This window comes from Variovorax sp. RCC_210, assembly GCF_041355175.1.
Taxonomy (GTDB): domain Bacteria; phylum Pseudomonadota; class Gammaproteobacteria; order Burkholderiales; family Burkholderiaceae_C; genus Variovorax.
Genome location: NZ_JBFUPJ010000012.1, coordinates 48,586 through 72,832, shown reverse-complemented (window position 1 = coordinate 72,832; position 24,247 = coordinate 48,586). Strand labels below are relative to the sequence as shown.

Below are 24,247 nucleotides of genomic sequence, written 5' to 3'. Positions count from 1 at the left end.
CGTCGCTCAGGGCGCGGACAGATGTCCGTTCCACGGCAGGAACAGGTAGCCGTTCGACACCTCCTGCAGCGCGGACTGCACGTCGATCAGCGTGTTGATTTCGTCGAGCGCCTCGTCGAAGTCGTCGATGGCAATCTCGAAGCGCGCGTCCAGCGTGCGCATCGCGGCTTCGTCGGGTGTGCCGGTGCCGATCTCGATGGCCTCCGCCTGCACGTGCGGCGCGGTCGACAGGCGGATGCGAAAAGGCTGCGAGTCTTCGGTGCTCGCGAACAACAGGCCGGGCTCCCGCGAAACATCGAGGCCGTAGTCTTGCAGCGAGGCGGCCGCGGCCTCCAGGTCGCAGGTGCCCGCGCGAAAGAAAACCATGCAGACTTGGGTCATGCGAACGTCCCTCCTGGCTTGGAAAATCGTTCGCCAATGTAGCCCACGCAAGCCGCCATATCGCCTGATATCGCCTGAAAACCCCATGCCCCTCCATCGCCTTTTGCCTTCCCTGTTGCTCGTGGCAGCAATGCATGCCCTCGGCGCCACGGGCATCGAAGACATGCGCTCCAACGACGCCATCCACGGCCTCTACGAAATACGTGAGACGGCGCGCGAGTTCGTCGCGCGCGAGAACGGCAAGGCCGGCAACGCGTGGGAAGCCGGCGAGCCGAACCTCAAGGTGCTGGTGCCCCGATGCGCCGTTCCGTTGAAGGCGCGCTGGGACACCATCCGCTGGTCTTCGACGGGCAGGGGCGGTGAAGCGGTACCGCATGAGCGCCGCGTGATTTCAGTGGTGTGCACGCAGGCGGTGACGCCCTCGCAGAAGTGGGACGTGCACGTGCCGGTGGTGCAACGCAAATAGGGCCGGGTGTTCAGCCCGGTTGTTTCACTTCGGCAGGTACGGCGTGATGTTCTTCAAGGCGTTGGCCACGTAGGGCTCTTTCTCGCCGACGGGCGCCACGTAGTGCAGCGCCGCGCTCGCGGCCTCGAGCCCTTCGGTGCGCGCGATGATCCACGCGGCCAGGTACGGCGCGGCGAAGCAGCCGCCCGCCGTCGCGATGTTGCCCTGTGCATAGAAGGGTTGGTTCAGCACTTCCACGCCGGCCTCCTGCACCCAGGGCTTGGTGGTGAGGTCGGTGCACGCCGGCACATTGCCCACGAGGCCGAGCTTGGCCAGGATCAAGGTGCCGGAGCACTGGGCTGCGATCAACTGGCGCGCCGGGTCGAGCGACAGGCGCGCCATCAGCGCGGGGTCGGCGACGACCTCGCGCGTCTTGACGCCGCTGCCGACGACCACGGCATCGGCCGAGCGCGCTTCTTCGAGCAGCGATTGCGCATGCACGGTCACGCCGTTCATCGACGTGACCTGCGGCGCCGGGCAGCACAGTGTCACGCGCCAGCCGGGCTTCTTGATGCGGTTGAGCACGCCGAGCGCGATGAGCGAGTCGAGTTCGTTGAAGCCGTCGAAGGTGAGGATGGCGATGTGCATGGTGTTCGTGGGGGCGGCCATTGGAATAGGTGGCGCCATCGTAGGCATATCGATCAATACAATCAAAAAATTGTCATGAATACACTCTCCAACGTTTGCCGACGGTTCCTGCGCCGAGCGTGTCGGTGAGAATGCGAGGCTCATAAGGAGCGAGATCGGCATGGCGGACGAAGCGGCAAAGGTTTCCCGGCGATTGACCATCATGGTGTCATCCACCGTCTACGGCATCGAAGAGCTGCTGGAGAAGATCTACGCCACACTCACGAACTTCGGCTACGAGGTCTGGATGTCGCACAAAGGCACGTTGCCCGTCAGTTCCACGCGCTCGGCATTCGAGTCTTGCTTGCAGGGTGTCGAAAAATGCGACCTGTTCCTCAGCCTGATCACCACGCAATATGGATCGGGCAAGGAAGACAAGGACGCAATGTCCATCACTCATCGCGAGTTGCTCAAGGCCATCGAACTCAACAAGCCGCGCTGGGTCCTGGCCCATGGCGACGTCGTGTTTGCGCGGACATTGCTCATGGGGCTGGGGCACGAAACGGCCGAGAAGCGTGCGGCGCTGCCGTTCAAGCGAGGCAAGGTGATCGACGACTTGCGCGTGATCGACATGTACGAGGCCGCCATTCGCCACGACGTGCATGTGTTGGAGCGCAAGGGCAATTGGGTGCAGAAATTCGTGAACCCTGACGAGGCGCTGCTGTATGCCTCGTCCCAGTTCTATCGCTACCAGGAGGCCGAGCAATTCGTGACCGAGCACCTGCGCGACGTGGCGGTAGTTGCGCACAAGGTCGATGAAGGGAGCAAGCCATGATCAGCGAGGTTTTGCTGCAGCAGATTGCCCAGGGCGAAGATCTGCATACCGAATTCAGGCGCGATGCGTCTGATGTCGATGCATTGGCCCAGGTGGTGTGCTCGTTTCTCAATACGCAAGGCGGTACTGTGTTCTGCGGCGTCGGCGATGCGGGCGAAGTGCTCGGCTTGCCCGTGCACGAAAACGGCGCCGTTGGCCCCGGAGGCATGCACCAGGCGCTGGCCGAACGCTTGACGCCCTCCGCTTTGTTCACCGTCAGCGAAGACATGCTTGACGCCAAGATGGTGCTCACGATCGAAGTGCCCGAGGGCAAGGATCGACCCTACGTGTGCGATGGACGGGTCTTTGTACGAAAGGGGGCGCTCACCGTGCCGGTCGACGCGGAGGCGCTTCGCGACATGGTCCAGCTCAAGGCGGTAAGCGCCGAGCGTTGGGAGCGTCGGCCGTCCACGGCGATGGACGAGGCCGATCTTGATCATGACGAAGTGCGCGCGCTCGTCACCGAGGCCAGTGAAGCCGGGCGACAACGCTTCGACAACGTCGAGGACGACGACGCGGTGCTCGCCGCGCTTGGGTTGGCGAACGCCAAAGGCTACACGCAGGGCGCGGACGTGCTGTTCGCGCGCAACCCGGCGTTGCGTCATCCGCAGACGCGCGTGCGGCTGATTCGGTACGCCACGGGCAAGACTGGCGATGCGTACCTCGACGACCGCCAGTTGCAGGGCCCCATGGTTCAGGTTCTGCTGCGCGCGTTCGAATGGCTTCGTACTCAACTGCCCATGGCGCAAAGGTTCGATTCCGATCCAGGCGCCCCGCTGGTGCGCCGAGCGCGCCCGGCTTATCCGGAGGCAGCCGTACGCGAAGGCCTGGTCAATGCCTTTGCCCATCGCGAGTACGCCAGCTTCTCCGGCGGCCTGACGGTGAGTGTCTATCCGGATCGCATCGAGATCTGGAACGCAGGGCGCTTGCCCGAGGGACTCAAGCCTGCCGACTTGAAGCGCAACCATCCTTCGCTGCCCGCCAATCCTGATATGGCCCAGGTGCTCTACTTGCGCGGGTTGATGGAGCGGATTGGCCGCGGTACGCAGAAAATCCTCGAGGCCTGCGCTGATCACGAATTGCGCCAGCCGCAATGGGACGACCGAGAGACGGGCGTGACGCTCACGCTCTGGGGCCCAGGGGATGAACAGGCCATGCAGCCCCTGCTCAACGCCCGCCAACAGGCGCTGCTTGGCGTCATGAAGCCAGACGAACGCTTGCGTCCGGCGGAATACCGTGAGCGTTTCGCGTCCGCAGTGTCTGAACGCCAGGCGCGCAGGGACCTGGTATTGCTGGAAGAACTGGGTTTGCTGCGGGTCGAGGGAGCAGGCGCTGCCACCACCTACGTGCGCACCGGCCGGACGTGGGCCGGCTGAACCGGACACTTACCGGACATTCCCCGGACATCGCACGGCCCCGTCGCAGCAGCTCTACACGCCTCGGCGCGCACGCCACGTGACGCCAAGTTGTTGATTTGCTTGAAGGTCGGGGCTGTGTAGAGGCGGACGGAGGTCGGTCTTGTTTGGCAAAACCGGACGTCATCCGGACATGAACCGGACATGGGTCGAACGCGGGCGGATGACCGATTCCTCCGCTGCCGTGAACCCACGCGGCGCCGTTTCGACGCTGATTCGCCGACCCGGTCTGCGACTTCGACACGGACAATGCAATCGTGTACCACTCTGCAAACCGCCCGGATTCTTGGCTGCGGTTCACGACCATTGAGCAAGATTGCCCGCTACAAGCCACTCGTCGACCAACTCGCCGCCGAAATCCGCGAGGGCCGCCTGCCGCCCGGCACCCGTTTGCCCACGCACCGCCGCCTGGCCGAGCGACACGGCTTGGCGCTGGTGACGGCGTCGCGCGTCTACGCGGAACTCGAGGCGATGGGTTTGGTCAGTGGCGAGGTCGGCCGTGGCACCTTCGTTCGCGAAACGGCGATGTCCGCGCGCCAGGGCGTCGACCAGCAAGCGGTGGCGGCGGACCTGGTCGACCTGAACTTCAACTACCCCTCGCTCCCCGGCCAGGCCGACCTGCTGCGTGGCGCCTTGCGCCAGCTCGCCGCCGGTGGCGAACTGGAATCGATGCTGCGCTACGCGCCCCACGGCGGGCGCCTGCACGAGCGCGCCTGCGTGGCGCGGCACCTTGCATCGCGTGGGCTCGCGGTGCAGCCACCCCGGGTGCTGCTGGTGGACGGCGCGCAGCATGGCTTGGCAATCACGGCGATGGCGTTGCTGAAACCGGGCGACGTGGTCGCGGTCGATGCGCTGACCTACCCGGGCTTCAAGGTGCTCGCCGAAGCGCACCGGCTCGAACTGGCAGCCGTGCCCGCATCGGGCCAGGGCCCCGACCTCGACGCGCTGGAGCGGCTGTGCGCCAAGCGCCGCGTCAAGGCCATCTACGCGATGCCGACGCTGCACAACCCGCTGGGCTGGGTGATGAGCGAGAGCCGGCGCCGCCGGCTGGTCGCGATCGCGCGGCGGCATGGGCTGCTCATCATCGAGGACGCGGCCTATGCCTTCCTGGCGGACGACCCGAGCAAGGGGCCGCCGCCACCGCTGGCTGCGCTGGCACCGGAGACCACGGTGTATGTGTCGGGCCTGTCCAAGAGCGTGGCGACCGGGTTGCGCGTGGGCTTCGTGGTGGCGCCCGACGCCTGGGTGCCGAAGCTCGAACGCGCGATACGCGCCACGACGTGGTGCACGCCCGGTGTGACGACGGCCATCGCCTGCCTGTGGCTCGAAGACGGCACGGTGGAGCGGCTGGAGGCGCAGAAGCGGCATGACGCGATGCAGCGACAGGCCATCGCCACCCATGCGCTCGCCGGGCTGCGATGCGTTCGCCATCCGGCGTCGTACTTCGTGTGGCTGCCGCTGCCGGAAGAAACGCGCGCCGACCTGGTGACGGCGGCGCTGGTGCGCGAAGGCGTGTCGGTGGCCACGGCCGAGCCGTTCGCCACGTCGGCGCACGTGCCGCATGCGCTGCGCCTGGCGCTGGGCTCCGTGGGGCTGGAGAACCTGCGCAGCGCGTTGGAAACGGTGCGGCGGGTGGTGGAGGCGCAGTCTTGCTGAGCGCCTGCTGATCACTGCAGAGCGAGTGACATTCGCCGGGTGCTGCGCAGCAGCCCGGCGAACATCCACTCACTCAAGCTCAGGCGAGGTCGAACCTGTCGAGGTTCATCACCTTGGTCCAGGCCGCCACGAAGTCGGCGACGAACTTTTCTTGCGCGTCGGCACCGGCGTACACCTCGGCAATGGCGCGCAGCTGCGCGTTCGAGCCGAACACCAGGTCGGCGCGCGTGCCGGTCCACTTGAGCGCGCCCGACTTGCGGTCGCGCCCTTCGTACTGCTCGTTGCCGCCCGCGGCCGGCTTCCATTCCGTGCCCATGTCCAGCAGGTTGACGAAGAAGTCGTTGCTCAGCGCGCCGGGCTTGCCGGTGAGCACGCCGTGCTTCGAGCCGCCCACGTTGGCACCGAGCACGCGCAGGCCGCCGACCAGCACGGTCAGCTCGGGCGCGGTCAGCGTCAGCAGTTGCGCGCGGTCGATCAGCAGCACCTCGGCCGGCACGCTGAAGCGTGCGCGCGTGTAGTTGCGGAAACCGTCCGCGGCCGGCTCCAGCGGCGCGAACGAGGTCACGTCGGTCTGCGCTTGCGAGGCGTCGGTGCGCCCGGGCGAGAAGGGCACCTTCACTTCGCGCCCCGCGTTGCGCGCGGCCTGTTCCACGGCGGCGCCACCGGCCAGCACGATCAGGTCGGCCAGCGAGATCTTCTTGCCGCCGGCCTGCGCGCCGTTGAACTCGCCGCGGATGCCTTCGAGCACCTGCAGCACGTTGGCCAGTTGCGCCGGCTCGTTCACTGCCCAGTCCTTTTGCGGCGCCAGGCGAATGCGTGCGCCGTTGGCGCCACCGCGCTTGTCGGAGCCGCGGAAGGTCGATGCCGAGGCCCATGCCGTGGCAATGAACTGCGCAGGCGCGATGCCGGAGGCCAGCACCTTCTTGCCCAGCGCCGCGACGTCCTGCGCATCGACCAGCGCGTGATCGACCGCCGGAATCGGGTCTTGCCAGATGAGTTCTTCGGCCGGCACCTCAGGGCCGAGGTAGCGCACGCGCGGACCCATGTCGCGGTGCGTGAGCTTGAACCAGGCGCGCGAGAAAGCGTCGGCGAACTGGTCGGGGTTCTCGAGGAAGCGGCGCGAAATTTTCTCGTAGGCCGGATCGATGCGCAGCGACAGGTCGGTCGTGAGCATGGTCGGCGCGTGGCGCTTCGACGGATCGTGCGCGTCGGGAATGGTGCCCGCACCGGCACCGCCCTTGGCCACCCACTGGTGCGCGCCGGCGGGGCTCTTGGTGAGCTCCCATTCGAAGTTGAAGAGGTTCTCGAAGAAGTTGTTGCTCCATTGCGTGGGCGTGGTGGTCCACGTCACTTCAAGGCCGCTGGTGATGGCGTCGCCGCCCTTGCCGGAGCCGAAGCTATTCTTCCAGCCGATGCCCTGGTCTTCGATGCCGGCGGCTTCGGGTTCGTGCGCCACGTGAGAAGCAGGGGCCGCGCCGTGCGTCTTGCCGAAGGTGTGGCCGCCCGCGATGAGCGCCACGGTTTCCTCGTCGTCCATGGCCATGCGCGCGAAGGTGTCGCGGATGTCGCGTGCCGCGGCCAGCGGGTCGGGCTTGCCGTCCGGGCCTTCGGGGTTCACGTAGATCAGGCCCATCTGCACGGCGGCCAGCGGGTTCTCCAGGTCGCGCGTGTGCGGTACCTGGCTGTCGTCGTCCTTCACCAGCACGGCGTGGTTTTCCTCGACGCCCGGCGAGCCTTGCGCGTAGCGCACGTCGCCGCCGAGCCAGGTCTTCTCACGGCCCCAGTACACGTCCTGGTCGGGTTCCCACACGTCGGCACGTCCGCCCGCGAAGCCGAAGGTCTTGAAGCCCATGGTCTCCAGCGCCACGTTGCCCGTGAGGATCAACAGGTCGGCCCAGGAGATGTTGCGGCCGTACTTCTGCTTGATGGGCCACAGCAGGCGGCGCGCCTTGTCCAGGCTCACGTTGTCCGGCCAGCTGTTCAGCGGCGCGAAGCGCTGCTGGCCGCGGCCGGCACCGCCGCGCCCGTCGCCGATGCGGTAGGTGCCCGCGCTGTGCCATGCCATGCGGATGAACAGCGGGCCGTAGTGGCCGAAGTCCGCCGGCCACCAGTCTTGCGAGTCGGTCATCAACGCAGCGAGGTCTTTCTTGACCGCGGCGAGGTCCAGGCTGTTGAAGGCGGCGGCGTAGTCGAAGTCCTTGTCCATGGGGTCGGACTTGGTGGAGTGCTGGTGCAGCAGGTCGACGCGCAACTGTTGCGGCCACCAATCGCGGTTGGTGGTGCCGGCGCCTGCGGCCTGGCTGAAGGGACACTTGGCTTCGGTCTTTTCACTGCTCATGGGAACTCCTGTTTTTGCTGCGAGGGGAGCGCAAATTCTCTGCCAGAAGCCGCTGCGGGGCGAATAGAAGCACTTAATTCCGGCGATAGCGCGCGGGAGCGGTGCGCGTGTTTCTGAGGCGTGTTTTCAGCGTAGCGGCTCGTGTGTCTTGCAAGCCGCATCGAGGTTGCGCCGATGTCGTGTCGGTGCCGTGTCAATGCAGTGGGATGCAGTGTCGCGATGGCGATCTGGCCGCCACGGGGTGCCCGAGACATAATTGTGTCTCGATGAAACCGAACCCCTCCGCCCTCGGCGCCCGCCCCCTCCGTATCGTGGTGGCGTGCGGTCTTGCGCCTGGTGGCGCGGCCGCATCGGCACTGCCGAAGAGATGAGCGCAAGGCGCGTCGCTGCCACGCTGTGGCTGCTGTCGTTCCTGGCCTTGTTGCCCTGCGTGCAAGCGGGCGAGCCGACCACCACCGATGCCGCACCGCAGCAAGAAAGCACGCTGCACATCACCGAGGCCGAGCTGCTCTCCGTGGCCGGCACCGGCTACTCGGCGCCGCCGCCGAGCATCGAAGACGCCGCGTTGCCGACCGAGGGCTGGCAGAAGGTCGGCCTGCCGTATACGGCCGGGCGCGAGCTGGTGCCCACACCGTCGGGCGGCGTGAGCACCCTCACCGACTGGTACCGGCTCGACGTCGATGCGCTCGCGCCCTCCACGCAGCCGCGCTTCCTGTACCTGCCGCGCTGGAAAACGCTGGGGCACATCGCGGTGTACGGCGACGGCGTGCTGCTCTACCAGTCGCACGGCAGCCCGGTGCACAACGGCTACAACCAGCCGCTGCTGCTGCCCCTGAACGCGACGGCGAACACGCTGTCGCCCACCTCGGTGCTCATTCGCGTGAACCGGCTGCGCAGCAGCGGCAGCGGCTTTTCCAGCGTGTGGGTGGGCGAGCAGCGCGCATTGGCCTGGCGCTACCAGGCGCGCCAGATGCTGCAGGTGCAGCTGCCGTTCATGGGCAGCGCCGCGTTCCTGGCGGTGGGCGCCTTTGCTTTCGCGGTGTGGCTGGGCAAGCGGCGCGAGTCGCTGTACCTGCTGTTCGCGGCCATCTCGGCGCTGGCTTTCGTGCGCATGCTGCACTACTACGTGAGCGGCGACTACCTGCCGGTGTCCGACGAGTGGTTCGAGTGGCTCACCGTGTCGGCGCTGCTGTGGCTCATCGTGCTCATCCACCTGTTTCTCGAGCGGCTGCACCAGCAGCCTTCGCCGTGGCTCACGCGCTCGTCGGTGGGCCTGGCGACGCTGTGCAGCGTTGCAACGCTGCCGCATGTATCAGCATCGATTGCCAGCCTCTACCTGATCACGCCGCTGCTCAACCTGGCGGTGCTGCCCGTGGCGGTGCTGATCTTCGCGGTGAACCTGCGCAAGGCCTTGCGCGCGCAGCTGCCGGCGGGCCGGCTGGTGGCGGGGTGGACCGTGTTCGCCGTCACGTTCACCTCGTACGACGGGCTGCTGCAGAACAACCTGGTGAGCCCCGAGAGCGTGTACACCTCGCCCTACGCGATCATCGGCTTGTTCTTCGTGTTCTCGTACATCATGTTCCAGCGCTACACGGGCGCCTTCGCCGAAGTGGGCCGCTTGAACCAGGGCCTGGCCGAGCGCCTGCGCGCGCGCGAGGCCGAGCTGGAGCAAAGCTACCAGCGACTGCGCGTGATCGAGAACCAGCAGATGCTCAACGCCGAGCGCCGGCGGCTCATGCAGGACATGCACGACGGCCTGGGCTCGTCGCTGATCGGCGCCATCCGCTCGGTGGAGCGCGGCATCATGAACGACGCCGCGATTTCCAATGTGCTCAAGGGCTGCATGGAAGACCTGAAGCTGGCCATCGACTCCATGGAGAGCGTGGACGCCGACCTGCTCCTGCTGCTGGCAACGCTGCGCTTCCGCTTGGCGCCGCGCATCGAAAGCGCCGGCATCGCGCTGCAGTGGGACGTGCAGCCCGTGCCCGCGCTGCCCTGGCTGGACCCGGGCAGCGCGCTGCACATCCTGCGGATCATGCAGGAGTGCGTGGCCAACGTGCTGCGCCACACGCGCGCCACCACCATCCGCTTCAGCACCGCGACGGGCGGGCAGGGCGTGTGCGTGATGATCGAGGACAACGGCGCGGGCTTCGTGCTCGAAGAGGCGCTGCAGCGCGGCGGCCGCGGGCTGCGCAACCAGCAGCGCCGCGCGCTGGCCATCGGCGGGCACGTGAGCTGGGAGTCGGGCAACGCGGGCACGCGGCTGGTGCTGTGGCTGCCGCTGGAGCGCACGGTCGGGGTCGAGCGGCCGGTCGTGCTGTCTTGAGCCGCCGGCTTCGGCCGTTGCTCCGGCCGTTGCTCCGGCCCTTGTGTCGGTTTTTTTATTTCGTGCGCTGCTTCGCCACGAACTCCGGCGTGACCGTGCCCTGCTTGTTGCCGAACTGCGCGATCACGTAGTTGGCGAGCGCGGCCACTTCGGTGTCGGTGTACGCCTTGCCGAACGCCGGCATGTAGACCTCGTTGTCGCGCACGCGCATGTTCACGCCCTGCAGGATCATCTGCGTCACGTTGGAGCCCTCGGGGTCGTTCACGCCGCGCGTTCCCAGCAGCGACGCGAAGTTGGTCTGCTGCCCTTGCCCGTTCCACTGGTGGCAGCTGGCGCAGGCCGCCGCGAACAGCCGCAGGCCCTGTTCGTGGCCCTCGGCCGTGTTGGCCGCGGGTGCCGCGGCGCTGGCCGCCACGGCCCACGGCGCCTTGGCGTCGATCTCGATCGGGTCCTTGCCCGTCCTGGCGGGCACCGTGCGCAGGTAGCTCACCAGCGCCGCGGTGTCCTCGGGCTTCAGGTGCTGCAGGCTGTGCTCCACCGCCTCGCCCATCGGGCCCGAGGCCGAGCCGCGGCCGTCGGCATGGCCGGTGGTGAGGTAGGCGGCAATCTCCGCGTCGCTCCAGGCACCGATGCCGTTCTTCGCGTCGGAGGTGATGTTGTAGGCCCGCCAGCCCTGGATGGATTCGCCCGCCAGGTTGTTGCGCGTTTCCATCGCGAAGGCCACGTTGCGCGGCGTGTGGCATTCGGCGCAGTGGCCCAGCGCCGTGGCCAGGTACTTGCCCTGGTTCCATGCCGGGGGCTGGGCCGGGTCGGGCTCGAAGCGGCTGCTCTTGAAGAAGGCCGCGTTCCAGAAGCCCATGGCCCAGCGCTGGTTGAACGGAAAGCCCAGGTCGGCCTGCCTGTTCGGCTGGTTCACCTGGGGCAGGCTGAACAGGTAGGCCTTGATGGCGAGCACGTCCTTGCGGCTGAGCGCGGTGTACGAGGTGTACGGGAACGCCGGGTACAGCCGCTGCCCGTCGGCGCGCACGCCGTCGTGCACCGCGCGCACGAACTGGTCGTCGCTCCAGCCGCCGATGCCCGTCGCCGGGTCCGCGGTGATGTTCGACGAATAGATCGTGCCGAAGGGCAGCACGAAAGGCACGCCGCCCGCAAAGGGCTGGCCCTTGCCGGCCACCGTGTGGCACGCGATGCAGTCCGCGGCCTTGGTCAGGTATTCGCCGCGCACCAGCAGCGCGGCGTCGGGCGCCGCGCCGGCCAGCACCGGCGCCTCGCCTTGCGAACCGTCGGTGCGGTTCAGGAAGAAGTACAGCCCGGCGCCCACCACGAAGAGCACCACCAGCACCTGGATGAATCGCTTCATGCCGCGCTCCTTTCGCCCTGCGAAGGCGTTGGATGCGGCGGGGGCGCCGCATCGGCGATCTTCTTCTTCATCGCGTCCTTGTCCTGCGCGAGCAGCGCGCGGTTCACCGGCAGCGCGCGCAGCCGCACGCCCGTGGCCGCGAAGATCGCGTTGGCCAGCGCCGGCGCGGCAATGGCCGTGCCCACCTCGCCGAGCCCGCCGGGGGCTTCGCCGCTTTTCACGGTGTGCACCTCGATCGGTGGCGACTCGTTGATGCGCAGCATGCGGTAGTCGTGGAAGTTGCTCTGCTCGATGGCGCCGCCCTGCAGCGTGATCTCGCTGAACAGCGCCGCGCTCAGGCCGAACAGCAGGCCGCCCTGGATCTGCGCCTCGATGGAACTCGCGTTCACCGCGATGCCGCAGTCCAGCGTGACCACCGCGCGCCGCAGGCGCACCTCGCCCTGCGGCGACACCTCCACCTCGACCATGGCGCACACGCGGCTGCCGAAGGGGTCGCCCACCGCCACGCCTCTGCCGACGCGCGCTGGCAGCGCGCCTTTGCCCCAGCCGATTTTTTCAGCCGCCAGGTCGAGCACCGCGAGCGTGCGCGGGTTTTTCTTCAGCAGCGCGCGCCGGTAGGCCACCGGGTCTTTCTTTGCGCGGTTCGCCAGTTCGTCGATGAAGCTTTCCATCACGAACAGGTTGTGCGTGGGCCCCACGCCGCGCCACCAGCCCACGTTCAGCCCCGCCGGCATGTCGTGCCGCACCCACTCGACCTTCAGGTTCGGCAGGTCGTAGCAGGGCTCGGCCACGCACTCGATCAGGTCGCCGTCCATGCCGTCCTTGCCCATGAAGGCCGGCGCCCAGCGGCCCAGCACCGTGCCGCCCGCGATGCGGTCGCCGAACCAGAGGATCTGGCCTTCGGCATCGACCACCGCCGAGATGTCGTCGTGGTACATCGGGCGCACGATGTCGTGGCGAATGTCTTCCTCGCGCGTCCACACCACCTTCAGCGGGTAAGGCACCTGCCTGGCGAAGGCCACGGCCTGCTCGACCGAGTCGGTCTCCAGCCGCCGGCCGAAGCCGCCGCCCAGGTACTGGTTGTGCACCACCACCTTGTCTTCGGCCAGCCCGGTGATCTTGGCCGCCACGCTCACGCAGCGCGCCGGCACCTGCGTGCCCACCCAGATCTCGCACTGGTCGGGGCGCACGTGCACCGTGGTGTTCAGCGGCTCCATGGTCGCGTGGGCCAGCATCGGCAGGTCGTAGGTCGCCTGCACCAGCGTGCCCTCGGGGCGCTTGCCGGTTTCCTTGCCGACGATGGCCTTGCCCTTGGCCAACGCGTCGGCCAGCGCCGAGCGCAGCTGCTGCGTGGTGAGCGCCGCGTTCTGCCCGGGCGTCCAGGTGATCTTCAGCGCATCGAGCCCGCGCTTGGCGGCCCAGAAATGCTCGCCCACCACCGCCACCGCGTCGTTTATGCGAATGACGTCGACCACACCGGGAATCGCGCGCGCCGCCTTGTCGTCCACCGAGGCCAGCACACCGCCCAGCGTGGGGCTGGCCTTGACCGTGGCCACCTTCATGCCCGGCACGCGCACGTCGAGGCCGAACTGCGTCTTGCCGTTGACCTTGTCGGCGGAGTCCACGCGGCGCAGCGGCTGGCCGATGAGCTTGAAATCCTTCGGCTCCTTCAGCGCCACCTTGTCGGGCATCGGCAGCTTCGCGGCCGCGCCGGCCAGCGCGCCGAAGCCCAGTTGCCGGCTGGAGGCCGCATGGCTCACCACGCCGCGCGCCACCGTGCACTCAGACGCATCGACCTTCCACTGCGCGGCGGCCGCCGACACCAGCAGCGTGCGCGCCACGGCGCCCGCCTCGCGCAGCACGGCGTAGGTGCCGCGCGTGCTGGTCGAGCCACCGGTGATCTGGCCGCCGAGCAGCGGCATGCCGTACAGCGCCTCGTTGGGCGGCGAGTGCTCCACGCGCACCTGGTCGAGCTCCACGCCCAGCTCTTCGGCCAGCAGCATCGCCGAGCCGGTGTAGATGGCCTGGCCCATCTCGACCATCGGCATCACCAGCCGCACGCCGCCGTCGGCGTCGATGCGAATGAAGGCGTTGGGCGCGAAGGCCGGGTTGCCGTCCGCCTGCGCGGCGGCTGCGTCGGCGGGCTGCTGGCGCGCGCTGATCGCCGCGAAGGCCTTGCTGCCGCCGACCCAGGTGAAGGCCAACGCGAGGCCGCCGGCCTGCAGGGCGGCGCGTCGGCTGATGCCTGCGGCGCCCCTGAGGTTTGCCGTTCGTGCGGCGGCCTTCACGATGCGCTCCTTGCCGGCATCGAGACCACCGATTGCAGCACCTCGGGCTTGCCCGTGGCCGCCTGCTTGATGGCCGCCCGGATGCGCGAGTAGGTACAGCATCGACAGACGTTGCCCGACATGGCCATGTCGATGTCGGCGTCGCTGGGGTTGGGCGTGCGCTGTATCAGCGCGGCCGCGGACATGATCTGCCCCGACTGGCAGTAGCCGCACTGCACCACGTCGACGTCGAGCCAGGCCTTCTGGATGCTCTGGCCCGCCGGCGTCTGCGACACCGCCTCGATGGTGGTGATGGCGCGCTTGCCGATGCTGCCGACCGGCAGCACGCACGAGCGCACCGGCTGGCCGTCGAGGTGCACGGTGCAGGCGCCGCACTGCGCGATGCCGCAGCCGAACTTGGTTCCTGTGAGCCCGACGATGTCGCGCAGTGCCCAGAGCAGGGGCATGTCGTCGGGGGCGTTGACGGCAACGGATTGACCGTTGATTTGGAGGTCGATCATGGGCCTGCCTTTTTTTGTGGGTTCGCCGTGGGGTGGCAGCGAACCATAGCGCGACTTCAGGATTTGCGCTTGGCCTGCGGGCGGCCTGCGGATGGCGGCATCATCGGGGCCAACTTGGGATGGCCGTGGGCGGCCATCGACAGCTGTTGGAGGGCTTTGGAGCATGCTGGCATTGCGCCCCGTGGGGCAGATCGTGGCGGAACTGGGCGCGCGCCGTCGGGCGCCGGCGTCCGTTCCAGGCAGCGCGCACGAGGCGCTGGCGGCGGCGCTGCCGGCCGGCTTTCTCTCGCGGCTCGACGACATCGGCGGGCAGGAAATTGCCGGCGACTTCATGCTGCTGGACCTGGCGCAACTGCTGCGCGAGACCGCCGGCAGGGACCACCCGCTGATCGCGCTGGGCACGGCGTGGTGGGTCTTCGCCACCTCCGGCACGGGCGACGCCTGGCTGCTGCGGCGAACGGAACACGGGTCGCAGGCGGCCTTTCTGGACCACGACCGGGGGACCGATGCGCTGCCCGCCGAGATGGGCATCGACTTCGACCAATGGCTGCAGCTGGCGGACCTGATGGCGCAGGTGGAGCTGACGGACCACGGTGGGTCGGAGCCTGCGAACGTTGACGAAATTACTCGGGAAATGAACCGGCTGTCGGAGGGCTTGCCGCAGCGCTACCCGTACAGCCTGGACGGCTGAGCCGCTGCGGCGTCCGGGACTTGATGCAGGTCGCGTGTAACGAGCGCGTCAAGCTCGGGGCGTCGAGTTGTCTTGGTCGCCTGACTCTCTACCCGACGCCATCAGCAGATAAGCACCGCCCTGCGACGTGCCCGCGCCCACCTCGGCGAACCCGCAGGCGCCGTAGAACGCCAGCGCCGCCTCGTTGCGCCGCAGGCACTTCAGGGTGAATCGCGTGTGCGGCCAACCCGGCAGAGCGGCCAGCAAGGCGCGGCCGATGCCGCGGCGATGCCACCGGCGGTCGACGTACATGTGGTGGATGAAGTTTTCCGGCTCCCAGAGCGAGATGAAGCCGGCGGTCAGCGCGCCGTCCTGCGCCACCCACAGGCGCTCGCCCTGCGTCTGCGCGTCGAAATCCGCCAGCTGGAAACTGTCGGCGGGTTGCCAGGCGAAGGTGTCGCGGCGCGAGCGCAGGAACAGTTCGCGCAGTGCCGGCTGGTCGCCACTGGCGGCGCTGCGTACGGTGAGGGTCATCGAGAAGGTTGTTGAAGTGCTGCGGAGCCGGTCGGCGGAGATCGTCGTGCGCGCGGGTACTGGCGGCCATTGGGCAGCCAAGCCGTTGCGACAGCATTTTCGTTGCCGCCGCCCCTGCGGCCAGCACGGGCTTCAAGAGGCCAACCCCGGATGCGCAGGCGCATGAAAGCGGGCAATATCCCGAAGCCCTTCGGCCCACCCGTGCCGCTCGTAACGTTCGTACCGCCCCGATTCCCACCACCTGGAGGAACACCGGAATGTCTGCCGCCATGTTCGCCGCGCTGTTCTTCACGGTGGCACTGCTCGTGACGACGGCCTACTTCATCATGGGCTCGCTCCCGTTGCTGGTGCTCAAGCACGACACGCCGCTCGACGCCCGCTTCGTGCGCGGCTTCTTCAACCTGTACTACAACGCGGCCTTCATCACCGCGGCCGCCACGGCGGTCAGCTTCGCGTGCGCGGGGCGGCTGGGCATCGCGGCGGGGGCGGCGGGGCTCGCGGTGGTGGCGGTGCTGCTGCGCAAGAAGGTGATTCCCAAGATGGACGCGCTGGGCTCGCAGATCCAGGCGAACTACATGGACGCAATTCCGGGGTTCCGCAGGACGCACGTGACGGCCATCCTGATCAACATCGCGCAGCTGGTGGCGATCGTGTGGACGCTGATTTCGCTGAGCAAGTAGCTCGGCGGCTTGCGCGCGTCAGGCGCCCGGCTGCCGCAGCTGGGTCTCGATGCCGTACAGCACCAGCATGCCCAGCACATGCCCGATGGCGACGCCCGGTTCGCCCGACTCGATGCGCGCGATCGTCTGCACGTGCACGCCCAGCCGCGCCGCCGCCGCGGCCTGGCCTTCGCCGGCGGCCAGGCGACCCTGCTTGGCCGCGGCGCCCATGTCCTTGATCGCCCGCAGGGCGTCTTCGCTGATGTCGGCGGAAACCCGCTTGCCTTGCGCCATGTGCTGCTGCCGTTGCCTTTGCTTTTTTTGCTCGTACTGCCGGGGCGGCTCAGGAAATCATCAGCTCGAGGTCGAACGCCAGCTCGCGCGGCGCCGGCATGTCCTGCACCACTTCTTCCGACAGGCCGATGGCGTCCGCCGAAAGCGCCGGCCACACGTGCCGCGCGTCGCCGATCACGAGGCCTTCCTGCTCCAGCGCCACGCGCCACACGGCCAGGTGCAGTACGTTGGCCAGCGGGTCTTGCTGCGGCTGTGCCATGGGGTCGGCGAAGCCGGAGAGGGCGCTCGCGAACTCCGGCGCGAACTTCCAGCGGGCGGCCAGCCGCGCGCTGACATCGCCGTAGTGGTAGCCGAGCTGGCGCTTTTCCACCTCGAGGCGGCCCATGGTGTCGAAGGGGTGGGCGGCGTTGAGCGCCGCCATCTGCTCCTTCATGGCGCCGGCCATGATGAGGTGGCCGATGGCGTGCATGCTGCCCACGGTGAAGGCCAGGCTCTGGTCCACGCGCCGGGTCTTGCCCGCCAGGTAGCGGGCCACCGAGGCCACGCGCAGGCTGTGGGCCCAGAAGGTCGGCAGATGCACGCCCTCGACCTTCTGGAAGGTGCCCGTGAGGCCCGAGCTCACCACCAGCGAGCGGATCGACGAGAAGCCCAGCAGCTGGATCGCGTCCTGGATGGACGAGATCTTGCGGCGCACGCCGAAGTAGGGAGAGTTGGCCTGGCGCAGCACCCTGGCGGTGAGCACCTGGTCGAGCTCGAGCCTGCGGGCCACCACGCCGACGGCGGCGTCTTCGTCGCGCAGGATCTCGATGAGATCGAACACCACCTTGGGCACCGTGGGGAGCAGGTGGCTGTCGGCAAACAGGTCGTCCAGGGTCATCGCGCTCTCCGGTGTCGGGAGGTAGTTTTCTCGAAGCCCGGGATTTTGCTGGAAGCCACCGGTTTCGGGTGGGCGCCGGGGGGCTTTTTTTCACCGGGCGGTGTTCAGGCGCCGGCGCACTGCTCCCTGAGCTCGGCCCACTTCAGCATCGCGTCCAGCGCGGGACACAGGGCCTGGCCCCAGGCCGTCATGCGGTAGTCGACCCTGGGCGGCACCTGCGAGTGGACGGTGCGCAGCACGATGCCGTCGGCCTCCAGCTGGCGCAGCTGCTGGGCGAGCATCTTCTGCGAGATGCCGTCCACGCGCTTCTCCAGGTCGGAAAAGCGCTGCACCTGGCCGTCGAACAGGTGGAACAGGATGACCAGCTTCCAGCGCCCCTCCAGCAGCCCGAGGCAGGCCTCCACGTCGATGGCGGCGCTCAGCGGGGTGTAGGTCTTGCGGGGTGGGATCGCCGGTGCCGGCGGGGCACTAACTTCCTGGTACGTACTTGTCATGGAACGAGCCTATGTCGAGCATGGGCGCATTGCAACCCGAGCGCCCGATTCCCGAAGTTCCGCGGGCCCGACAACGACACGACAACGACCATGAACCCGACCATGACCAAGACCATCCCGCACACCCATCCCGACGCCATCGCGCGCTACCTCGCCTCGCACGTGCGCCACGACACCGACCTGCTGGCGGCTTCTTTCCACGAGGACGCCAGCGTGACGGACGAAGGCCGCACGCACGTCGGCCGGCAGGCCATCAAGGCGTGGCGCACCGCGGCCGAGGCCCGGTACCAGTACCGCCTCACGCCGCTGGGGCTGCTGCACGACGGCGCCGACACCTACCGCCTGCTCGCCCATGTCGAAGGCAATTTCCCGGGCAAGCAGGCCGACCTGATGCACGTCTTCACGCTCAGGCAGGGGCTCATCGCCTCGCTGGAGATCCGCAGCCCCGTCGAGCTCGAAGGCCGGCGCGCGCTGGTGACGGGCGGCACCAAGGGCATCGGCGAGGCCGTGGTCGCGCAACTGGCCGCCGCGGGCGCCACTGTGCTGGCCACGGCGCGCCACCGCCCCGAGCACGCGGACATGCCCGACCGACCCACCCATACCGCCTTCGGTGCCGCCTTCGTTGCCGCCGACATCGCCACCCCCGCCGGCTGCGCGGCGGTGGCGCAGGCCGTGCAAGACACGCTCGGCGGCGTCGACATCGTGGTGCACGTGGCGGGGGGCTCGTCCGCGCCGTCCGGCGGCTTCGCGGTGCTGGACGACGGGGAGTGGCAGCGGGCGTTCGACCTGAACCTGTACCCGGCGGTGCGCCTCGACCGCGCCCTGTTGCCGGGCATGCTGGCCCAGGGCTGCGGCGTGGTCGTGCACATCACCTCCATCCAGCGGCAACTGCCGCTGCCCGACGCGACCACGGCCTACGCCGCGGCCAAGGCGGCGCTGTCGACCTACAGCAAGAGCCTGTCGAAAGAAGTGAGCCCCCGGGGCGTGCGCGTGGTGCGCGTGTCGCCGGGCTGGGTGGAAACGCAGGCGGCGGTGGCGCTGGTCGACCGGCTGGCGCAGGCCAAGGGCACCGACCACGACGGCGCGCAGCGGCTGCTGATGGACTCGCTGGGCGGCATTCCGCTGGGGCGCCCGGCGCTGCCGCGCGAGGTGGCTGATCTGGTCGGCTTCCTGGTGTCGGCGCGGGCCGGGGGCATCACGGGCACGGAGTACGTGATCGACGGTGGCACCGTGCCCACTGCGTGAACGGGTGCAGCGCCCGCCCGAAGCGCCGTCAGAGCTTGCGAGAGAGCCGCAAGAGGGTGTTGGCGCACCGGCACCCCGGCGCGCGCGATGCACCGCAGAATCGGGCCAACTCTGGAAGGCCGTTTTCCGCCATGGCATCGCCCCCGCCCCCGCCTTCACCTTCGGCTTCGCGATCTCTCCCTGCCTCGCAGCAGGCCGCCTCCGTGCCCAACCACCTGCTCGAGGCCCTGCCGCCCGAAGACCGCGCGCGCCTGCTCGCGCGCTGCGAACGGGTGCCGCTCGCGGCCGCGCAGGTGCTGTACGAGCCCGGCGACGTCATCGCGCACGTTCACTTCCCGACCACCGCCTTCGTGTCGCTGGTGTCCACCGCGGACGGGCACGACGGCCTGCAGGCCGGCATGGTGGGCAACGAAGGGGCGCTGGGCTACGAGCTGTCGCTGAACGCGCAGCACGCGCCGCTGCGCACGCTGGTGCAGGGCGCGGGCCTGGCGTGGCGGCTGTCGGCGCAGTCGTTCGAACAGGAGCTGGCGGAGAGCGCCGCATTGCGGCGCGTGCTGCACCGCTACGTGTGCGTGCTGCTGGCCGAGTTCGCGCGCTCGGGCCTGTGCCATCGCTTCCACCAGATCGAGCAGCGCCTGGCGCGCTGGCTGCTCACCACGCAAGACTGCGCGCATTCGGCGCAACTGGCGCTCACGCACGAGGCGCTGGGCCGCATGCTGGGCGTGCGCCGGGTCGGCATCACCCACGCGGCGATGGCGCTGCACACGCGCAGCCTCATCGACTACCGCCGCGGCGTCATCACCATCACCGACCGCCAGGGGCTGGAGAACGCGGCCTGCGACTGCTACCGGGCCAACCGGCGCAGCTATTCGGACCTGATCGGCCAAGGCTAGCCAGGCCAGCCTGTGCGCAGGGCCGGTTCAGCCCGCCGCGCCGCGCATGTCGTGCTCGCGCAGCATCACCGGCTCGGCCGCGCCCTGCGCCAGCCGGCGCCGCACGGCGGCCTCGATCTCCTGCACGTGCAGGCCGAAGGTGGCCAGCGAATCGGCGCCTTCCGCGGTGCGGAAGTGGTAGCGCAGCGCCTCCCTGCCGATGCTCGCGCTCACCGCGTTGCCGTCCTCGACCGGCACCCAGAAGCGGACCGTGCCGGAAGCGTCGTGAAAGTAGGGGGCGTCGGGCATGGTGGGCATCTTTCTGGGGGGGGCGGGTGTGGCGTGCGGGCGTCGGCAACAGGCCGGCGGAACCGTGTTTTCTGCGCGTTTGGCGTGTTCCGCACGCTCCGCGCCGCCGCCCACTGTGGCAGGTGCGCGCCCCCGCGTCTGTGCGGTAGCGCTCCAAGGCGCCACCCGCCAGTTCAGGCCGCGTCCGGCATCCGCGTGATGAGCTTGTCCAGCGTGACCGGGTAGTCGCGCACCCGCACGCCCGTGGCGTTGTAGATCGCATTGGCCACCGCCGCGCCCACGCCGCAGATGCCCAGCTCGCCCACGCCCTTGGCCTTCATGGGCGAGGAGATGGGGTCGGTCTCGTCCATGAAGATCACCTCCTGGTGCGGAATGTCGGCATGCACCGGCACCTCGTAGCCGGCCAGGTCGTGGTTCACGAAGAAGCCCAGGCGCGCGTCCACCGCCAGCTCTTCCATCAGCGCGGCGCCCACGCCCATGGTCATCGCGCCGATCACCTGGCTGCGCGCCGACTTCGGGTTCAGGATGCGCCCCGAGGCGCACACGGCCAGCATGCGCCGCACGCGGATCTCGGCGGTGTACGCGTCCACGCCCACTTCGACGAAGTGCGCGCCGAAGGTCGACTGCTGGTAGCGCTTGTCGAGGTCGCCGAACTCGATGGCGTCCTCGGCCACGATGCGCTCCTGACCGGCCAGCCCGGGCAGCCCCGCCAGGGGAACGCTGCGCCCGCCCGCGCGCACCATGCCGTCCGAGAATTCAGCGCTCGCCGCGTCCAGCCCCGCGCGCTGCGCGATGGCCTCGCGCAGCTTGATGCAGGCCGCGTACACGCCGGCCGTGGAGCAGTTGGCGCCCCATTGCCCACCCGAGCCGGACGACGCCGGAAACTGCGAGTCGCCCAGCCGCACCACCACGCGCTCCAGCGGCAGGCCCATCATCTCGGCGGCGGTCTGCGCAATGATGGTGTAGCTGCCGGTGCCGATGTCGGTCATGTCGGTTTCCACCGTGACCACGCCGCGCCGGTCGAGCGCCACGCGCGCGCCCGACTTCGTGACCTGGTTGTTGCGAAACGCCGCCGCCATGCCCATGCCCACCAGCCAGCGCCCGTCGCGCACCAGCCCGGGCCGCGCGCTGCGCTGGCTCCAGCCGAAGCGCTCGGCGCCGGTGCGCATGCACTCGACCAGCCGGCGCTGCGAGAAGGGCCGCGCCGCGTTGGCCGGGTCGACCTGCGTGTCGTTCAGCACGCGCAGCGCGATGGGGTCCAGCCCCACGCGCTCCGCGAGTTCGTCCATGGCCACTTCCAGCGCCATGAGCCCCGGCGCCTCGCCCGGCGCGCGCATGGCGTTGCCTTCGGGCAGGTCGAGGTGCGCGAGGCGCGTGCCGGTCAGGCGGTGCTCGCCGGCGTAGAGCAGGCGCGTCTGCTGCACGGCGTTCTCGGGCTTGCCGTCGGGCAGGTTGCCCGACCAGCTCTCGTGGCCGATGGCGGTGATCTTTCCCTGCGCCGTGGCGCCGATGCGAATGCGCTGGATGGTCGCGGGCCGGTGCGTGGTGTTGTTGGCGATCAGCGGGCGCTGCATGGCCACCTTCACCGGCCGGCGCGCGGCGCGCGCGCCCAGCGCGGCCAGCAGCGTGTCGGCGCGCAGGAACAGCTTGCCGCCGAAGCCGCCGCCGATGTAGGGCGACATCAGGTGCACCTTGTCCTTGGGCATGCCGAGCGTGGTGGCCAGGTCGCCGGTGGTCCAGTCGATCATCTGGTTCGACGTCCATACGCTGAGCCGGTCGCCGTTCCACGCGGCGATGGTGGCGTGCGGCTCCATCATCGAATGCGAGTGGTCGGGCGTGGTGTAGGTCTGGTCCAGCCGCACCTCGGCCTTGGCGAAGGCGCCGGCGAAGTCGCCCACGGTGTTGTCGCGGTTGGCGGTGCGCCGCTCGGTCGATTCCCTGGCCTGCGCGAGGTCGAAGGCGCCGTCGGTGCGCGCGTAGTTCACCTGCACCAGCTGCGCGGCGGCGCGCGCCTGCTCGAAAGTCTCGGCCACCACCAGCGCCACGGCCTGGTGGTAATGGTCGACCGTGGGGCCGCCCAGCAGCTTTGCGGCGTTGAGCTTGCCCTTGCCGAGCTTGCCGGCGTTCTCGTGCGTGACGATGGCCAGCACGCCCGGCGCGGCCTGCGCGCGGCCCAGGTCGAACGAAAGAATGCGGCCCTTGGAGATGCCCGCGCCCACGATGTAGCCGTAGGCCTGGTTCGCCGCCACGTCGTGGCGCTCGTAGGCGTAGGGCGCGGTGCCGGTCGTTTTCAGCGGGCCGTCGATGCGGTCGACCGGGTGGCCGACGATCTTCAGCTGGTCGATGGGGTTGGTGATGGCGGGGGTGTCGAACTTCATCGCTCAACTCCTGGTGGGGCTGTTGGGGCCGGTGGGGTTGGCCTGCCCGGCCTGGCGGGCCTGCATGAGCACGGCGTCCAGCGTGCGCTCGACCAGCGGGATCTTGAAGGCGTTCTGCGGCGTGGGCGTGGCGCCCGCGAACAGCGCGGCGGCCACGGCCTTGGCGCCGCGCGGCATCTCGGCCTCGGCGGCCTCCACGCGCCACGGCCTGTGCGCCACGCCGCCCACCGCCACGCGTGCGCTGCCGTCGCGCTGCACGATGGCGCCGACCGACACCAGCGCGAAAGCGTAGGAGGCGCGGTCGCGCACCTTCTGGTAGATGTGCGTGCCGCCCACCGGCGCGGGCAGGCGCACCGCGGTGATCAGCTCGCCGGGCGCCAGCGCCGTTTCCACCTGCGGCGTGTTGCCCGGCAGGCGATGGAAGTCGGCGATGGCAATGGTGCGCCGCGCGCCGTTGGCCCGCACGGTTTCCACCGTGGCGTCGAGCGCGCGCATGGCCACGGCCATGTCGCTGGGGTGCGTGGCAATGCAGGCGTCGCTGCTGCCCACCACGGCATGCATGCGCGTGTAGCCGCCGATGGCCGCGCAGCCGCTGCCGGGCTGGCGCTTGTTGCAGGCCTGCTGGGGGTCGTAGAAATAGGGGCAGCGCGTGCGCTGCAGCAGGTTGCCCGCGGTGGTCGCCTTGTTGCGCAGCTGGCCCGAGGCGCCGGCCAGCAGCGCACGCGACAGCAGCCCGTAGTCGCGCCGCACGCGCATGTCGGCGGCCAGGTCGGTGTTGCGCACCAGCGCGCCGATGCGCAGGCCGCCTTCGGGCGTGGGCTCGATCTTGTCGAAGCCCAGGCCGTTCACGTCGATGAGGTGGGCGGGCGTTTCGATTTCCAGCTTCATCAGGTCCAGCAGGTTGGTGCCGCCGGCGATGAAGCGCGCGCCCGGCACCTTGGTGGCCTGCAGCACGGCGTGCGCGGGCGAAGACGCCCGCTCGTAGGTGAACGATTTCATGCCTGCCTCCCTGCCGCGGAAGGCGGCGTCGGCGTGGCCGTCGCCACCTCGGTGATGGCGTCGACGATGTTGCTGTACGCCCCGCATCGACAGATGTTGCCGCTCATGCGCTCGCGCAGTTCCTCGGCCGTCAGCAGCGGCCGGGCCATGAGGTCGGCGCTGGCGTGGCTGGGAATGCCCTCGCGGATCTCGTCGAGCACCGACACGGCCGAACAGATCTGCCCCGGCGTGCAGTAGCCGCACTGGTAGCCGTCGTGCTTGACGAAGGCGGCCTGCATCGGGTGCAGCGCGCGCGGCGTGCCCAGGCCCTCGATGGTGGTCACCTTCGCACCGTCGTGCATCACGGCCAGGGTGAGGCACGAGTTGATGCGGCGGCCGTCGAGCACCACCGTGCAGGCGCCGCACTGGCCATGGTCGCAGCCCTTCTTGGTGCCGGTGAGGTGCAGGTGCTCGCGCAGCGCGTCGAGCAGGGTGGTGCGCGTGTCCAGCGACAGGGTGTAAGCCTTGCCGTTGACCTGCAGCGTGGTCTTCATGGGCGCGGAAGCTGTTGTCGCAGCCGCTGCCGCTGCCGGCGACTGCGCGGCGCTCGCGGCCTGGCTGGTGGCGGCGGTGGCCGCAGCGCCTGCGGCGCCCGCCAGCAGCAGCTCGCGCCGGGAAAGGGACAGGGTCAGTTCATCGTGGGGGTCCATTGGCGTATCGCTCCTTG

The 24,247-nt window shown here is 69.1% G+C and carries 23 protein-coding genes and 1 pseudogene; 10 read left to right on the top strand and 14 right to left on the bottom strand.

What is annotated here, in order from left to right; genetic code table 11:
- Positions 1–6 precede the first annotated feature (6 nt).
- On the bottom strand, positions 7–381 hold the full coding sequence (locus tag AB6807_RS27645) for a hypothetical protein (RefSeq protein WP_371087050.1): 375 nt from the start codon (positions 379–381) through the stop codon (positions 7–9).
- Positions 382–511: 130 nt separating this feature from the next.
- Between AB6807_RS27645 and AB6807_RS27640 the strand changes: the two genes are divergently transcribed.
- Complete coding sequence (locus tag AB6807_RS27640) at positions 512–847, top strand: hypothetical protein (RefSeq protein ID WP_371087049.1); 336 nt, start codon at positions 512–514, stop codon at positions 845–847.
- A 24-nt stretch (positions 848–871) separates the two neighbouring features.
- On the opposite strand, the gene AB6807_RS27635 is transcribed toward AB6807_RS27640, so the two are convergent.
- Positions 872–1,474, bottom strand: a complete 603-nt coding sequence (locus AB6807_RS27635; RefSeq protein ID WP_371087181.1) for a DJ-1/PfpI family protein — start codon at positions 1,472–1,474, stop codon at positions 872–874.
- A 160-nt stretch (positions 1,475–1,634) separates the two neighbouring features.
- Between AB6807_RS27635 and AB6807_RS27630 the strand changes: the two genes are divergently transcribed.
- From AB6807_RS27630 to AB6807_RS27620, 3 genes are all read left to right on the top strand, one after another.
- Positions 1,635–2,288, top strand: a complete 654-nt coding sequence (locus AB6807_RS27630) for a DUF4062 domain-containing protein (RefSeq protein ID WP_371087048.1) — start codon at positions 1,635–1,637, stop codon at positions 2,286–2,288.
- Entirely contained in the window at positions 2,285–3,703 is a 1,419-nt protein-coding gene (locus AB6807_RS27625) for an ATP-binding protein (RefSeq protein WP_371087047.1), read from the top strand. The genes AB6807_RS27630 and AB6807_RS27625 overlap by 4 nt, the downstream gene beginning before the upstream one ends.
- Before the next feature lie 345 nt (positions 3,704–4,048).
- Positions 4,049–5,398, top strand: coding sequence for a PLP-dependent aminotransferase family protein (locus tag AB6807_RS27620; RefSeq protein WP_371087046.1), 1,350 nt, complete (start codon positions 4,049–4,051; stop codon positions 5,396–5,398).
- 79 nt (positions 5,399–5,477) lie between these two features.
- Here the strand turns inward: AB6807_RS27620 and katG are convergent, their stop codons facing one another.
- The gene (gene katG, locus AB6807_RS27615; RefSeq protein ID WP_371087045.1) at positions 5,478–7,736 is read right to left on the bottom strand and encodes a catalase/peroxidase HPI; all 2,259 of its coding nucleotides are present in this window, start codon (positions 7,734–7,736) and stop codon (positions 5,478–5,480) included.
- Between the two features lie 367 nt (positions 7,737–8,103).
- Here katG and AB6807_RS27610 point away from each other — a divergent pair, with 367 nt between their 5' ends.
- A complete protein-coding gene (locus tag AB6807_RS27610; RefSeq protein ID WP_371087044.1) occupies positions 8,104–10,062 on the top strand; it encodes an ATP-binding protein in 1,959 nt (652 codons plus the stop codon).
- A gap of 55 nt (positions 10,063–10,117) precedes the next feature.
- On the opposite strand, the gene AB6807_RS27605 is transcribed toward AB6807_RS27610, so the two are convergent.
- The 3 genes from AB6807_RS27605 to AB6807_RS27595 are packed head-to-tail and all read right to left on the bottom strand — an operon-like array spanning position 10,118 to position 14,210.
- The gene (locus tag AB6807_RS27605) at positions 10,118–11,422 is read right to left on the bottom strand and encodes a cytochrome c (RefSeq protein WP_371087043.1); all 1,305 of its coding nucleotides are present in this window, start codon (positions 11,420–11,422) and stop codon (positions 10,118–10,120) included.
- Positions 11,419–13,710, bottom strand: coding sequence for a molybdopterin cofactor-binding domain-containing protein (locus tag AB6807_RS27600; RefSeq protein WP_371087042.1), 2,292 nt, complete (start codon positions 13,708–13,710; stop codon positions 11,419–11,421). Before AB6807_RS27600 ends, AB6807_RS27605 begins: the two co-directional genes overlap by 4 nt.
- Positions 13,707–14,210: a (2Fe-2S)-binding protein gene (locus tag AB6807_RS27595; protein ID WP_116909927.1), complete on the bottom strand. Its 504-nt coding sequence runs from the start codon at positions 14,208–14,210 to the stop codon at positions 13,707–13,709. Before AB6807_RS27595 ends, AB6807_RS27600 begins: the two co-directional genes overlap by 4 nt.
- Before the next feature lie 163 nt (positions 14,211–14,373).
- On the opposite strand from AB6807_RS27595, the gene AB6807_RS27590 reads away from it, so the two are divergent.
- A complete protein-coding gene (locus AB6807_RS27590; protein ID WP_371087041.1) occupies positions 14,374–14,901 on the top strand; it encodes a hypothetical protein in 528 nt (175 codons plus the stop codon).
- Positions 14,902–14,949: 48 nt separating this feature from the next.
- On the opposite strand, the gene AB6807_RS27585 is transcribed toward AB6807_RS27590, so the two are convergent.
- Complete coding sequence (locus AB6807_RS27585; RefSeq protein WP_371087040.1) at positions 14,950–15,414, bottom strand: N-acetyltransferase family protein; 465 nt, start codon at positions 15,412–15,414, stop codon at positions 14,950–14,952.
- A gap of 257 nt (positions 15,415–15,671) precedes the next feature.
- Here AB6807_RS27585 and AB6807_RS27580 point away from each other — a divergent pair, with 257 nt between their 5' ends.
- On the top strand, positions 15,672–16,094 hold the full coding sequence (locus tag AB6807_RS27580; RefSeq protein WP_116909924.1) for a hypothetical protein: 423 nt from the start codon (positions 15,672–15,674) through the stop codon (positions 16,092–16,094).
- An 18-nt stretch (positions 16,095–16,112) separates the two neighbouring features.
- Here the strand turns inward: AB6807_RS27580 and AB6807_RS27575 are convergent, their stop codons facing one another.
- The 3 genes from AB6807_RS27575 to AB6807_RS27565 all read right to left on the bottom strand — a co-directional run bounded on the left by AB6807_RS27575 (position 16,113) and on the right by AB6807_RS27565 (position 17,738).
- A complete protein-coding gene (locus AB6807_RS27575) occupies positions 16,113–16,367 on the bottom strand; it encodes a helix-turn-helix domain-containing protein (protein ID WP_286514273.1) in 255 nt (84 codons plus the stop codon).
- A gap of 49 nt (positions 16,368–16,416) precedes the next feature.
- On the bottom strand, positions 16,417–17,244 hold the full coding sequence (locus tag AB6807_RS27570; protein WP_371087039.1) for an HDOD domain-containing protein: 828 nt from the start codon (positions 17,242–17,244) through the stop codon (positions 16,417–16,419).
- Positions 17,245–17,348: 104 nt separating this feature from the next.
- A complete protein-coding gene (locus tag AB6807_RS27565; RefSeq protein ID WP_371087038.1) occupies positions 17,349–17,738 on the bottom strand; it encodes a winged helix-turn-helix transcriptional regulator in 390 nt (129 codons plus the stop codon).
- Between the two features lie 90 nt (positions 17,739–17,828).
- On the opposite strand from AB6807_RS27565, the pseudogene AB6807_RS27560 reads away from it, so the two are divergent.
- From AB6807_RS27560 to AB6807_RS27550, 3 genes and pseudogenes are all read left to right on the top strand, one after another.
- Positions 17,829–18,155: pseudogene (locus AB6807_RS27560) on the top strand (nuclear transport factor 2 family protein); the annotation flags it as partial.
- Positions 18,156–18,173: 18 nt separating this feature from the next.
- The gene (locus AB6807_RS27555) at positions 18,174–18,983 is read left to right on the top strand and encodes an SDR family oxidoreductase (RefSeq protein ID WP_371087180.1); all 810 of its coding nucleotides are present in this window, start codon (positions 18,174–18,176) and stop codon (positions 18,981–18,983) included.
- A 203-nt stretch (positions 18,984–19,186) separates the two neighbouring features.
- Entirely contained in the window at positions 19,187–19,876 is a 690-nt protein-coding gene (locus AB6807_RS27550; protein ID WP_371087037.1) for a Crp/Fnr family transcriptional regulator, read from the top strand.
- A gap of 27 nt (positions 19,877–19,903) precedes the next feature.
- Here the strand turns inward: AB6807_RS27550 and AB6807_RS27545 are convergent, their stop codons facing one another.
- The 4 genes from AB6807_RS27545 to paoA form a co-directional block, all read right to left on the bottom strand.
- Complete coding sequence (locus tag AB6807_RS27545) at positions 19,904–20,164, bottom strand: DUF1488 family protein (RefSeq protein WP_371087036.1); 261 nt, start codon at positions 20,162–20,164, stop codon at positions 19,904–19,906.
- A 173-nt stretch (positions 20,165–20,337) separates the two neighbouring features.
- Complete coding sequence (gene paoC / locus AB6807_RS27540; RefSeq protein WP_371087035.1) at positions 20,338–22,542, bottom strand: aldehyde oxidoreductase molybdenum-binding subunit PaoC; 2,205 nt, start codon at positions 22,540–22,542, stop codon at positions 20,338–20,340.
- Between the two features lie 3 nt (positions 22,543–22,545).
- Positions 22,546–23,541, bottom strand: a complete 996-nt coding sequence (locus AB6807_RS27535; RefSeq protein WP_371087034.1) for a xanthine dehydrogenase family protein subunit M — start codon at positions 23,539–23,541, stop codon at positions 22,546–22,548.
- Positions 23,538–24,230 (bottom strand): aldehyde dehydrogenase iron-sulfur subunit PaoA, encoded by a 693-nt coding sequence (gene paoA, locus AB6807_RS27530; RefSeq protein ID WP_371087033.1) that lies wholly within the window; start codon positions 24,228–24,230, stop codon positions 23,538–23,540. Before paoA ends, AB6807_RS27535 begins: the two co-directional genes overlap by 4 nt.
- Positions 24,231–24,247: the final 17 nt, after the last annotated feature.

Excerpts from the sequence above, each read along its gene's own strand:
- AB6807_RS27590 (WP_371087041.1), top strand. The coding sequence starts at position 14,374 with ATGCTGGCATTGCGCCCCGTGGGGCAGATCGTGGCGGAACTGGGCGCG.
- paoA (WP_371087033.1), bottom strand. The coding sequence starts at position 24,230 with ATGGACCCCCACGATGAACTGACCCTGTCCCTTTCCCGGCGCGAGCTG.
- AB6807_RS27585 (WP_371087040.1), bottom strand. The coding sequence starts at position 15,414 with ATGACCCTCACCGTACGCAGCGCCGCCAGTGGCGACCAGCCGGCACTG.
- AB6807_RS27535 (WP_371087034.1), bottom strand. The coding sequence starts at position 23,541 with ATGAAATCGTTCACCTACGAGCGGGCGTCTTCGCCCGCGCACGCCGTG.
- paoC (WP_371087035.1), bottom strand. The coding sequence starts at position 22,542 with ATGAAGTTCGACACCCCCGCCATCACCAACCCCATCGACCAGCTGAAG.
- AB6807_RS27595 (WP_116909927.1), bottom strand. The coding sequence starts at position 14,210 with ATGATCGACCTCCAAATCAACGGTCAATCCGTTGCCGTCAACGCCCCC.
- AB6807_RS27570 (WP_371087039.1), bottom strand. The coding sequence starts at position 17,244 with ATGACCCTGGACGACCTGTTTGCCGACAGCCACCTGCTCCCCACGGTG.
- AB6807_RS27580 (WP_116909924.1), top strand. The coding sequence starts at position 15,672 with ATGTCTGCCGCCATGTTCGCCGCGCTGTTCTTCACGGTGGCACTGCTC.
- AB6807_RS27575 (WP_286514273.1), bottom strand. The coding sequence starts at position 16,367 with ATGGCGCAAGGCAAGCGGGTTTCCGCCGACATCAGCGAAGACGCCCTG.
- AB6807_RS27545 (WP_371087036.1), bottom strand. The coding sequence starts at position 20,164 with ATGCCCGACGCCCCCTACTTTCACGACGCTTCCGGCACGGTCCGCTTC.
- AB6807_RS27610 (WP_371087044.1), top strand. The coding sequence starts at position 8,104 with ATGAGCGCAAGGCGCGTCGCTGCCACGCTGTGGCTGCTGTCGTTCCTG.
- AB6807_RS27635 (WP_371087181.1), bottom strand. The coding sequence starts at position 1,474 with ATGCACATCGCCATCCTCACCTTCGACGGCTTCAACGAACTCGACTCG.
- AB6807_RS27565 (WP_371087038.1), bottom strand. The coding sequence starts at position 17,738 with ATGACAAGTACGTACCAGGAAGTTAGTGCCCCGCCGGCACCGGCGATC.
- AB6807_RS27645 (WP_371087050.1), bottom strand. The coding sequence starts at position 381 with ATGACCCAAGTCTGCATGGTTTTCTTTCGCGCGGGCACCTGCGACCTG.
- katG (WP_371087045.1), bottom strand. The coding sequence starts at position 7,736 with ATGAGCAGTGAAAAGACCGAAGCCAAGTGTCCCTTCAGCCAGGCCGCA.
- AB6807_RS27625 (WP_371087047.1), top strand. The coding sequence starts at position 2,285 with ATGATCAGCGAGGTTTTGCTGCAGCAGATTGCCCAGGGCGAAGATCTG.
- AB6807_RS27630 (WP_371087048.1), top strand. The coding sequence starts at position 1,635 with ATGGCGGACGAAGCGGCAAAGGTTTCCCGGCGATTGACCATCATGGTG.
- AB6807_RS27640 (WP_371087049.1), top strand. The coding sequence starts at position 512 with ATGCATGCCCTCGGCGCCACGGGCATCGAAGACATGCGCTCCAACGAC.
- AB6807_RS27605 (WP_371087043.1), bottom strand. The coding sequence starts at position 11,422 with ATGAAGCGATTCATCCAGGTGCTGGTGGTGCTCTTCGTGGTGGGCGCC.